This is a genomic window from Colwellia sp. MB3u-4, from assembly GCF_014077065.1.
Classification (GTDB): domain Bacteria; phylum Pseudomonadota; class Gammaproteobacteria; order Enterobacterales; family Alteromonadaceae; genus Cognaticolwellia.
This window is the reverse complement of record NZ_JACGVE010000074.1, coordinates 166287-178088: the sequence shown is the minus strand read 5'-3', so window position 1 is coordinate 178088 and position 11802 is coordinate 166287. Positions and strand designations below refer to the sequence as shown.

At 38.2% G+C, this 11802-nt stretch carries 7 protein-coding genes and 1 pseudogene; 3 read left to right on the top strand and 5 right to left on the bottom strand.

The features are described from left to right. Positions 1-254 precede the first annotated feature (254 nt). The 5 genes and pseudogenes from H4J61_RS06280 to H4J61_RS06260 all read right to left on the bottom strand — a co-directional run bounded on the left by H4J61_RS06280 (position 255) and on the right by H4J61_RS06260 (position 5543). Entirely contained in the window at positions 255-548 is a 294-nt protein-coding gene (locus tag H4J61_RS06280; RefSeq protein WP_182184383.1) for a hypothetical protein, read from the bottom strand. Between the two features lie 489 nt (positions 549-1037). Further along, positions 1038-2084: a metal-dependent hydrolase gene (locus H4J61_RS06275; protein WP_182184382.1), complete on the bottom strand. Its 1047-nt coding sequence runs from the start codon at positions 2082-2084 to the stop codon at positions 1038-1040. 208 nt (positions 2085-2292) lie between these two features. After that, positions 2293-3747, bottom strand: a pseudogene (locus H4J61_RS06270) (sugar porter family MFS transporter); the annotation flags it as partial. Positions 3748-3895: 148 nt separating this feature from the next. Then, complete coding sequence (locus H4J61_RS06265) at positions 3896-4981, bottom strand: FecR family protein (protein ID WP_182184380.1); 1086 nt, start codon at positions 4979-4981, stop codon at positions 3896-3898. Then, positions 4974-5543, bottom strand: coding sequence for an RNA polymerase sigma factor (locus tag H4J61_RS06260; RefSeq protein WP_182135838.1), 570 nt, complete (start codon positions 5541-5543; stop codon positions 4974-4976). The genes H4J61_RS06265 and H4J61_RS06260 overlap by 8 nt, the downstream gene beginning before the upstream one ends. A 992-nt stretch (positions 5544-6535) precedes the next feature. Between H4J61_RS06260 and H4J61_RS06255 the strand changes: the two genes are divergently transcribed. From H4J61_RS06255 to H4J61_RS06245, 3 genes are all read left to right on the top strand, one after another. Continuing rightward, positions 6536-9373, top strand: a complete 2838-nt coding sequence (locus tag H4J61_RS06255; protein WP_182184398.1) for a TonB-dependent receptor — start codon at positions 6536-6538, stop codon at positions 9371-9373. Positions 9374-9489: 116 nt separating this feature from the next. Further along, positions 9490-11043, top strand: a complete 1554-nt coding sequence (locus H4J61_RS06250; protein WP_182184379.1) for a tryptophan halogenase family protein — start codon at positions 9490-9492, stop codon at positions 11041-11043. A gap of 27 nt (positions 11044-11070) precedes the next feature. Then, positions 11071-11784, top strand: coding sequence for a SapC family protein (locus H4J61_RS06245; RefSeq protein ID WP_182135835.1), 714 nt, complete (start codon positions 11071-11073; stop codon positions 11782-11784). Positions 11785-11802 lie beyond the last annotated feature (18 nt).

The following is an 11802-nucleotide window of genomic DNA, read 5'->3' as shown; positions in this document are numbered from 1 at the left end:
AATATAAAGCATGGATATTCATAAATATCGGCTTCGCTACGCGAAGCCTTATAAAGAGCTGATATAAACCCTCAATAATGAAAACTTACAATAATTAGTTTTCACACAGGCTGGGCTATCAGTTGTCGTAAGGCTTAACTAATATCCTATGACCGCAATGGTGGCTTTGTTGACATCTGGTCAGTGAGTATTAGAGTATTATCCATCGAGCTAAATATTTATTACACAACTTGTGAAATATAGTCTGTTTGATTCTAAGCCGGACCTTGCAGTTTTAAATTCATTTTAGGATTTTTTAACACGATTCCTTTTTTAAAAAGAAATTTATGCAACTGCTTTTGTAATTTGGTTTCAACATGACTGCTCTGTGCAACACGTAGCTTTTGTGCTTCACTAAAATGGCAGTGCACTAATAAACTGGCAGGGAAGCAATCGAACTGAACAGTGTGACTTATATGACTAAAACCACCGACTTGCTTTGCCTCTTCATTGATTTGGTCTAATACAGCCAATAACTTATTGTTCAAACGATGGCAGATTTTACTCATTTTCATACTTTATGACTTACTCAATAGGCACTAAATTAACAAGGGACATTGTAACCTATAGTTGGAACAAAAAAATTGGAAAACGATAGAAGTTTAAAATAGATATTGAAATGTCAGCTAGCGTATCTTAGTTACCATTAATTGAGGTGATTATTACTTGTGATTTTAGACCGCTTTTAGCTGCCGTTAGTAAAGCAAACTTTAACGTCAACAATGCGCACAAAGTTAGCATTAATAATTCGATGATGAACGGCCACAATGGTGGCTAAGTGGACTATTTATTAAGAAAAATTTGTGTGTGAATTAGGTCAGCAAAGTGGCAGTAGTGAGCCTTAGTAACCACGCTAAAAGGGACAGCAATTAGCGGGGAGAAGCTAAGGTTAATCATCAATGCTAATGTCGGTTTTTCTGGTTTACAATGCTGTTCGTTGGCTCGATCGGGCGCATGCACTACTCAACATGCCCGTTTTGTTAAACGTCGCTATAAAATCAACTTTCCCTATTGACACACACGCCGCTTTTTTTAAGCGGAGCCAATGAAACTGAAGCATCCCAAATTCTATCCCAAACATTGCCAAGCATACTTAAATCAGGCCTATCACTCACCTTCTCAACATCGCTTTTAACAATCCCAGTGCTAGTTTGCTCGCCGAGAATAAAATTGAACACATAACGGCATTCCGCACCCATACGTAAATCAGATAAAACAATATTCTGTTCTTCTGCTTTGACTGAATAAAAGCCTTTAGTGAACCATTGAAGCCTCTGTACATCCCATTCATCTTTGATATTAGTAAGTAGAGCATCTGACGAATGATAGGCATCTAAACTCACATCCGACGCTGAGTCAAATACAGAGACATAACCCTCATAATATTGACCGTCTGACATGACCAATACCCGCCAAAGTAAGGTGGAAAAAGGCGCAGGTGCACTCAAATAATGATCGACCTCTATCTGCCTATCGTTCAGCGCAATGATTACTTTTTTGTCGATATAAAACTTTGCGGTTAAAGACCAACAAATATAAAGGCAGCTTATGGCTAATGCAAAATGATTGATTTTTGTGACCCTTGCTGGCTTAATTCTGGGCAGAAAAATAACAATAAACGCAAACAATAGCGGCAAGGTATACAGGGGATCAATAATAAATAAATTAGAGACGGCAAAGGGATATTCAGTGATAGGCCACAACAATTGTGTACCATAAACCGTGAAGCTATCTAAAATCGCATGGGTAGATAAACAAAGGAAAACCAGCCAAAACCAGTGCTTCTTATAAATTGCTGTAGCTTGATGACATTTGATTAGTAGCCAGGCAATAAAAGGACTGATTAACAAGTGTATTAATAGCGAGTGGCTGAATCCTCGATGGTAAGTAAAAGCTTCTACGTCACCACTGTATGGCAGGAATACATCTAAGTCAGGCAAAGTCCCTAAAATAGCACCATAAATAGCGGCTTTGTGGCCAACTTTGTTGCCTAATACCGCATAACCCACCGCGCCGCCCAAGACAACTTGTGTTAATGAATCCATAATGACCTTGTTAATTTCACATTGATTAACCTTATACTACGCCTTAACCCTCAATGCTAGATCAGTTAATACAGCCACTTTCTATGTTATGAACAGGTAAATTATATTCACACCACTTGGTTCACTTACTTTGTCAATTTGATCAACCATGGCATAAAGAACAAGGTTCGATCGCATTTAAGCTTACGAACCTTATCAACCTGAAAGGTTACTCCATTTCTTCTAAACGAACGCCACGGGTTTCTTTGATATATTTCACGACAAAGAAAATACTGATAAACGCAGATATGGTGTATAAACCGTAAGCGCCGGCTAAACCAATTGAGCCTAATATAATAGGGAAGGTCATGGTAATGGCAAAGTTTGCGATCCATTGGGCACTAGCGGCAATTGCTAAAGCGGCACCACGGATACGATTATTAAACATTTCGCCTAATAATACCCAAACTACTGGGCCCCAACTTAAGCCAAAAAACACAACAAATAAGTTAGCGGTAACCAAAGCGAAAGTGCCCATCGCATCAGACAATGCTACTTTACCTAATTCATCAAAGCCGGCACTACCAAAAATAAAGCTTAAGATGCCTAAACTGATAAACATGCCGATACTGCCTACTAATAACAAAGGCTTTCGGCCAATCTTGTCTATTAAAGCAATAGCAATAAAGGTTGAAATTATATTGGTTGTTCCCGTCATTACATTGATTAAGAGCGATTGCGACTCATCAAAACCTGCCGCTTGCCATAGCTCAGCGCCATAATAAAAAACAACATTAATACCGACAAATTGCTGAAAAACAGAAAGTGCAATACCGACCCAAATAATGGGATGTATATTCTTTTTACCTTCAATAAATAAATCGGCAATATGAGTTTTCTTATTGCCGTGTAATGATGTTTTTACTTCATCAATAAGCTTATCTTCAGTGCCGGCTGATATTTTTTTAAACACATCATGTGCTTGTTTTATATTACCTTTAGCCACTAAATAACGTGGTGATTCTGGAATAAATAACACACCAATTAAAAACAATGTCGCTGGTATTAATTCGACCCAAAACATCCATCGCCAAGCTGACAGCTCGAGTAAAAATGAATTTTCTGCGCTTCCTGCTGATGAGGCGATAATATAATTACTTAAAAATGCTGCAAATAAACCTAGTACTATGGCGAGTTGTTGAAGAGTTGCTAGGCGACCACGCAAGGCAACAGGTGCAACTTCTGCGATATAAGCCGGTGCTAAAACAGATGCAGCACCAATGCCCAAGCCGCCAATGAGTCGATAAAAAATAAACTCAATAGAAGAATCTGATATCCCTGAGCCAAAGGCACTGATAGCAAATATTATGGCGGTAACAATCATAATGGGTTTACGGCCGAAACGGTCAGAAATCGGTCCAGCCATTAATGCGCCGACGGCACAACCTAATAAAACAGAGGCGACATTAAATCCGGTTGCCACATCATTGGATTGAAAAGCATTGCCTAACGCTGTTACTGTGCCATTGATAACGCCGGAGTCGAAACCAAAAAGAAAACCACCTAAAGCAGCGACAGAAGAAATAAAGAGTACATATAAAAACGAGGAATTAACCTCTTCTGGCGTTTGTTGTCTGCCATTTAAACCAGCTAAATGTGTTTGTTCAGTCATGCTTTTTCCTTTATTGTTATTGTGTTGATTTTTTAATTAAGCGCTTGAAATAAAAAGACCATTATTTTGCATAATGGTCAATCTAGAACGGTGGTTTAAAGGCTTTTTTTGAAGGCTTAATATGAAAAGCTAAGCCTTTGGTTTTCATGTCATGCAAGTATTAACCAGCATATTTTAAGACGATTTTATGTGGGCCAACTTTTTGATAGCTAATATTAAAATTACGTGTCAGCACATCAAGTAAGCCAGTGACATCACCTGTTTTAAACATACCAGCGACTTGTATTTTTTGAAGTTCTTTATCATCAGCTAATTCAAATTCTATATCAGTATAGCGGCTAATCTCTGTCATTGTGTCTGCAAGCGACTCACCACGAAATATTAAATTGCCCTGACGCCAGCTTAAGTTAGCCGCCATTTCTATGGGGTCTACTTTTCTGACTTTCTCTTGTGTTTTACCTGATGTGTCTAAGTCGACTTTTTCGCCTTTTGATATCGCCATCGAATTTTTTGGTAGTCTTTTTGCTATCTGCTCAATGCCATCGTCAAGGGTATTATCTTTTTGTGCGACCAACACTTTACCGTCAGTGACAATCAATTCGACTAATTCATTGCGCACTTCGACGTTAAAAGCAGTGCCCACGGCTTGAATAACTTTACCTCCAACAATAACACTTAAAGGTCGTGCGGTGTCGTGTGCCACATCGATATGAATTTCACCACGTAGTAACTCAATTATTCGAGAGTTTTGGCTATATTTAACTTGTACAAAACTATTAGTGTTAAGCACTATTTTACTGTTGTCAGGTAAATTAATGGTATTACTTTCACCAATATTGGTTTGATAACTTGCCTGCATTGCAACGATAGTAGATGTGCTTTGGGCAAAGGGTAGAAGGTTGGAGCCACTTTGATAAAGCATAAGCGTTAATGCGACAATAAATGAAGCGGCCACCGCGGTAATAGCATTTCTTGTTTGTTTTTTCTTAACGTTAGCTTGTGGAAAAATATCAGATAAACGACTTAAGTGGTCCATCTTGTCCCACATTTGCGCTACTTCAAATAAAACTTCAATATTTAAAACATCAGTCGACAACCATTCAGTTAGCTGCTTTTTTTCTAATGTCGTTAAGCTACGATCTAATTTAGCGATCCAATCGCTAGCATCATTTAAGCGGGTTTCTTCTAAACGCTCAGCTGATTGCTGTTGAGTCGATTTTTTATTAATTTGATGAACATTATTCATGAGTGCCTCCAGCAATACTTTGAGAAGTGCTAGCAGAAGATTTACTCTCTAGTTTATTAATGTTTCGCATAAAGAGCGTGCAACGCTTCATGCCGGTTGCTATATGTTTTTCCACGGTACTTTCACTAAGGCCTAATTGAGCAGCGATCTCACGCTGCGAATATCCATACACTTTTTTTAATACAAAAACTTTGCGACATTGTGTGGGTAATTGTCTGACGGCTTCGCAAAAGTGCGAAAATTCATTGTTAATTAAAGTGTTTTCATACATTTCATCAACGTCATTTGATAATAAATACTCCAAAGCTTGTAGATCGTCAACACGGTCAACAAGTTTAACACCGGCTCTTTTTTGATAATCTAGCGCTAAGTTCCGTGCTGTTCTATACATAAACGATTTTGGTGAAGTAATATTTTCTTTATTTTCTATTTGGCAAATACGTACATAGGTTTCTTGAACAATATCTTCAATTTCATCCGGAGGAACAATGCGAGATACCACGCGAGAAATACTTTTTCTCGATGCTAAATATATTTTATAAAATAAGGTGTCGCTCGACATTAGGTTACTTCTATTTATTATTGTAATTTTTGGTAATGATTTATAGTTAACGTTTGATGTGCAAACCATTAAATTACCTTAGTAACCATTAAGACGATTCATGTTAAAAAATCCGCTAGCAATAAATGACATATTATAACCTATTAACAAATATTTATTTTTCAAAGCGGATACTAAAAAGCAGCGACTAAAAAAGTTACTGTGCCATTTTAATCAGAGAGCTGAAAACTCACTCAAAGAGAACTCAAAGATATTAGCCACACATTTTAAATGTGCTTTACAAAAACCGCTGCTATCGAATTTATTGAATCTATTCATCACTTGTAATTCTGCGTAGAGTTGAATAAGGTCGATCAGTTGTAATTTAGTTGTCATAAATAAAATAGATACCATAATTTTGAGCAAGTAGTTGTAATAAATAAAATATAAACAGTAACGTTAAGCAAGTCTAAAAGTCAGTGGGTGGCCGCTGGGTTTATATTTTTGTTTTATTCGTCTTTCGTTTTTTGCCAATAAAAAGCACCATAAAAATTAAATAAGGCTTAAAAAAAGTAATGCTGGGTTTTCTCTCAAAAAATAATTCAACCATAATTTCTAAATCCTTATGGAGGAAAAAAATAGACCAGTCGTCTTTGTTTTATGTATGGCGAAAATCTATACATGTGGAATATTTGAAATTTAAAGTACATTTTTTCTGTATTGTTATGCTTTTTAGCCTACCTAGTTGGGTGCATGCCAAGGAAAAAATATCTTTCAATATTCCCAGACAAAGAGCCGACATATCGTTAATAAGTTTTGCTGAACAGGCCGATATAACGTTACTTTTTCCGTTAAATAAAATTGCGGATAAGCAAACAAATCGAGTTTCAGGTAGTTTTTCTGTGATGAATGCGCTGAATAAGTTACTCAGAAATACCGGGCTTAAAACAGATATTAGCGAGAGTGGGCAGTTATCTATCTTAATAGATTCAAGATTTGAGAGAACAAACAACATGGCACATTATAAAAAAAATAAAGTAGCAAGTGCAGTATTAGCGGTTTTAACTACAGTCGCAGCGGCACCTTCAATTGCAGAAACAGCAAGTACAGCTAAAGAAGTAGAAATCATTGAAGTTCGGGGGATTCGGGGGGCACTGAGCCGTGCTATGGACACCAAGCGTGAAGCAAGTGGTGTTGTAGATTCAGTTTCAGCAGAAGACATAGGTAAGTTTCCAGACACTAACCTTGCAGAGTCACTGCAACGTATCTCAGGTGTTTCAATTGATCGTTCAGGCGGCGAAGGTCAAAAAATTACTGTTCGTGGTTTTGGTCCACAATTTAACACGGTATTAGTTAATGGTCGTCAACAAGCAACTGAAAGCGCAGGTCGCGATTTTAGTTTTGACACTATTGCGGCTGAAATGGTGAAGACGCTAGATGTGCATAAAACATCGACAGCAACCATGCAGTCTGGCGGTATCGGTTCTACTATTAATATTGAAACAGCTAAACCTTTCGCTATTGGTGGTTTTAAGTTAGCGGGTAGCCTTAAAGGTATTTACGATGGCAATAGTGAAGAGACCACACCACAAGCCTCTTTATTAATCAGTGATACCTTTAACGATGACACTTTTGGTGCTTTATTTGCTGTTTCTTACTTAGAGCGTGAAACGCGTTTAAATAGAGCACAATCTGCTGGTTGGCGAGAAAACTCATCATTCACTCGTGGGACACCAAAAACAGCATCAGGAGATGATTACGTAGGTAACGTCTTTATTCCTCAAAACTTTGATTCTTTAGTTACTACTGAAAAACGTGAACGTACTAATGCTAATTTAGTTTTACAGTACGCGCCTGCCGATAACTTAATTGTTACTGCAGATGTTTTATATTCTGATTTTGATGTTAATTCTGATACCACATCATACGGTCACTGGTTTACTTCTGATAACGCAGAAAACATTGTTGTTGATGAAAATGGCACGGTTACTGAGATGTATCAACAAGTGGGTTTAGCGACTGATTTTCATGCGAAAAAGGGCGACCGTTTAACAGAGTCTACTTCATTTGGTCTTAATTTTGACTGGGATGTTAATGATAACTTAAACATGCAGTTTGATATTAGTAACTCGAATGCGACACGCGCGGCTAACAATGGTCGAGGCGGTAACTTAGCGTTATTAGGCTATGCTAACCGTGTGCAATGGAATCTTGATGATAATATTTTGCCTTATTACTCAGATTTCGCAACCGCCAATGATTCAATATACAGTGGTCAGCAAGAAGGCGATGGTGTTAACCAAGACCCGACAAGTCCTGATTATGTTGCCCCTGCAGGTGTATCTGATTATTTAGATACGGCTAACAGCGGCGCACACGTGATGATCCGTGGTGGTGATGAAGTTGAAGACGATATTACGCAACTTCGCTGGGACAGTGTTTGGGCGGCTGATGGCGACACAGGTTTTGCTAAAGCAAGATTTGGCGCTATGTTCTCGTCTGAAACTAAAACGGTAAATACCTGGAATAATGATGAAAGCGGTATTCACTGTACTTACTGTAACTATAAAGATTTTCCAGATGTTAGCGCTTTCCCTCAGGAAGTATTTGATGCCGGTGATGACTTTTTAAGTAGCGTAAGTGGCAGTGGCCGTTCACCGACACAATGGTTAAGTTTTGATGGTGAAGCCTTATTTGATTTCTTAGGTAATATTGAAGGTGTCGACTTTGACGCCGTTAAAACCAACAACTCTTTTGAAGTTGAAGAAGAAACAGCATCTCTATACTTAGAACTTGATTTTTATGGCGAAATAGCCAATATGTTTATTTATAGTACCGCAGGTTTCCGCTATGAAACTACAGATGTTGCGGTGAGTGCTTCGCAAGCAAACCCTCAAAGTTTACGTATTCTGGATGCAACTGAAATGTTAGCGGCATACGGTGATACAACTAACTTTACGGAAAATAATAGTTACAGTGAAATTTTACCTAATTTCAGTGTTAAATTAGAAATAAATGAAGATTTAATTGCTCGTGTAGCCGTTTCAAAAACCTTAACACGTCCTACCTTAAGTAGTTTAAGACCTATCACTTCTTTGCAAACGACTCGTCAAGGTAACTTACAGTCATCAAGTGGTAATTCAGCTTTAGTCCCCTTTAGTTCTGATAACTTAGATTTGTCACTTGAGTGGTATTATGACGAAGCAAGCTATGTTTCTGCCGGTTATTTTAGAAAGCATGTTGCTAACTTTATTACCAACACCAAGCTAGCAAAAACTTTTGTAACAGCTGATGGTAGTTTATTAACAGATCCGTCTACGGGTACTGATGTTAGTGCGCCTGATAGTGAAGATAGTGTGGCGACTTTTACTAATACGGCTCCTAGTAATGGTGAATCAGCAATAGTAGACGGTTGGGAAATTGCAGCCCAGCATACTTTTGGTGACACAGGTTTTGGTCTTTTAGCGAACGCAACGCTTGTTGATAGTGATGCTGAACTTGATAATACTGACATTACACAAGTATTTGCGGTTACCGGTTTAAGTGACTCGGCTAACTTAGTGGCTTTTTATGAAAATGGTCCATTACAAGCACGTATCGCTTACAACTGGCGTGACACTTTCTTGCAAAGCCTTAGCCAAGGTGGCGGTGATGGTGTGACTTACGTTGAAGATTACGCACAGTGGGATGCTAGTGCTAGTTTTGATGTCACTGAAAAAATCACCGTGTTTGTTGAGGGTATTAACTTAACTGAAGAATACACTCATAGCCGTGGTCGTTTCTCTAATCAAATACTCGACGTTGTTGATAGTGGCCGTCGTATTTCATTGGGCGTACGCGGTAGCTTCTAAGCTTTATAATTTATAATCTTAGTTATGCATAAAGACTTTTACTTCCTCTAGAAGTAAAAGTCTACTTCAATACTCTCTTACTAAACGAGAGCTAAAATAACATTAGCAGATTAACTATGAATAAATTGACCAAAAAAGTCGTTGTTGTTGGTGGCGGAATAGCGGGCTGGCTGACTGCTGGGCGTTTAGCAGCAAAACATAAAAGTAATACGGAACAAGGTTTAACTGTGGTTTTAGTTGAGTCTCCTAATATCCCGGCTATTGGCGTTGGAGAGGGAACTTGGCCCACTATGCGCAGTACGTTGAGTGCGTTAGGTATTAGTGAAACAGATTTTATTCGCGAATGTGATGCCAGTTTTAAGCAAGGCGCAAAATTTGCTAAATGGGTTGATGGTAGTGAAGATGATTTTTATTATCATCCCTTAGTGCTGCCACAAGGATTTTCACAAGGCGACTTAGCGGCGCATTGGTTGGCAAAGCAAGGCCAAGCAGGGACTAAATCATTTTCTGAAGACGTTTGTTTTCAAGAGTCGGTTTGTGAAAATGGCTTAGCGCCTAAAACGATTAGAACGCCTGAGTTTGCGGCGGTTGCAAATTATGCCTATCACCTAGACTCTGTGAAGTTTTCTGTGTTTTTACAAAAGCATTGCACAGAAAAGCTTGGGGTTACTCATATTATTGATAACGTTACGGGTGTTAATTCAGCCCCAAACGGTGATATTTCATCCGTGAGTACTGAAAATAATGCGGATGTTACCGGTGATCTATTTGTTGATTGCACTGGTTTCTCTTCGCTGCTTTTAGGTCAGCATTATCAAGTGCCATTTAAGAGCTGCAGTGACGTATTATTTATTGATACGGCGTTAGCAGTACAAGTGCCCTATGATGATGCCGATTCGCCAATTGCCTCTCATACCGTGTCAACTGGCCAAGAAGCAGGTTGGATATGGGATATTGGCTTACAACATCGCCGCGGTGTTGGTTATGTATATTCGAGTAAATATTCATCTGAAGAGCAGGCCAGGGCAGTATTAGCTAAGTATGTTGGTGATAAATTTTCATCACTAACGGTACGGAAAATTCCAATTGTTAGTGGTCATAGAGAAAAAATGTGGCAAAACAATTGTGTGGCGGTAGGCTTGTCGGCAGGATTTTTAGAGCCATTAGAGGCCTCTGCTTTGGTGATGGTAGAATTGTCAGCACAAATGATCAGTGAACAATTGCCGCAGTCTCGTGACATTATGGACATAGCCGCCAAGCGCTTTAATGAAACGTTTCTTTATCGATGGGAAAAAATCATCGACTTTCTTAAGTTACATTACATTTTAAGTAAAAGAACTGATAACGCTTTTTGGACTGATAACCGCAATCCTGACTCTATTCCTGAAAGTTTAAAAGAAGCGATGGCGCTTTGGCAATATCGAGCACCTGCTGATCATGACTTTACCAGTAATAATGAAGTTTTTCCTGCGGCAAGTTATCAGTATGTTTTATATGGTATGGGTTTTAAAAGCGATTATAGCCAAAACACTTATGCACTCGATAATATTGATTTTGCACAACATCAATTTGCGCAAAATAAAAAACTCACCGACAAAGCGGTAGCGACACTGCCGAAAAACCGTGAATTAATTAATAAAATTATTGAATTTGGCTTTAACCGAATTTAAGTCATCAGCGAACAAGAGAAATTATACATGGCTAGTTTAGTCGCAGTAGATAATAAAAAGCATTTAAACACTAAAATAGATCTCAATAAAGTTGAACACCATGGTGCTAATTTACCCCTGATTCCGGTTGTTTTAGCTGAGTTTATTCATTTAGCAGTACAATATCCGATTGTACTGACTAAAAATGGCGACACAGGACAGTTTGTATTTTCTGCGATGTTAGGCTTTGAGGAAAATGAAAACTTATTTTGGCAGCAAGCACAATGGCAAGGACTCTATGTGCCATTGCAAATAAGGCGACAACCATTTTTTGTTGAAACGAGCGATGAAAAGCATCATAACGAACTTGCTGTTTGCTTGAATACCGATAGTCCCGCAGTATCAGAAGAAATCGGACAGGCACTTTTTGATGAAAAAGGTGATGAATCTAGCTATTTTAAAACCGTGAAAGCAAATCTTACGCAATTACTGCTGGGTGAAAAAGAAAATAAAGTATTAATAGCGACTCTAACGTCAATGGCATTAATTAAACCCATGTCGTTAGACATTACTTTTATGAATCAAAGCGCTACTAAATTAGCCGGTTTATATACCATTGACGAAGTGAAACTCGCAGCATTAAACAATGAACAAATTTTATCTTTACATCAAAGTGGCTTACTGTCTGCCATACATACAATGATGATATCTTTAGGGCAAATTCATACACTAATTGATTTAAAAAATAAGTCTCTAAGTTAATCACTAGAGATTTAGCAA

Excerpts from the sequence above, each read along its gene's own strand:
- H4J61_RS06280 (WP_182184383.1), bottom strand. The coding sequence starts at position 548 with ATGAGTAAAATCTGCCATCGTTTGAACAATAAGTTATTGGCTGTATTA.
- H4J61_RS06275 (WP_182184382.1), bottom strand. The coding sequence starts at position 2,084 with ATGGATTCATTAACACAAGTTGTCTTGGGCGGCGCGGTGGGTTATGCG.
- H4J61_RS06265 (WP_182184380.1), bottom strand. The coding sequence starts at position 4,981 with ATGAATAATGTTCATCAAATTAATAAAAAATCGACTCAACAGCAATCA.
- H4J61_RS06260 (WP_182135838.1), bottom strand. The coding sequence starts at position 5,543 with ATGTCGAGCGACACCTTATTTTATAAAATATATTTAGCATCGAGAAAA.
- H4J61_RS06255 (WP_182184398.1), top strand. The coding sequence starts at position 6,536 with ATGGCACATTATAAAAAAAATAAAGTAGCAAGTGCAGTATTAGCGGTT.
- H4J61_RS06250 (WP_182184379.1), top strand. The coding sequence starts at position 9,490 with ATGAATAAATTGACCAAAAAAGTCGTTGTTGTTGGTGGCGGAATAGCG.
- H4J61_RS06245 (WP_182135835.1), top strand. The coding sequence starts at position 11,071 with ATGGCTAGTTTAGTCGCAGTAGATAATAAAAAGCATTTAAACACTAAA.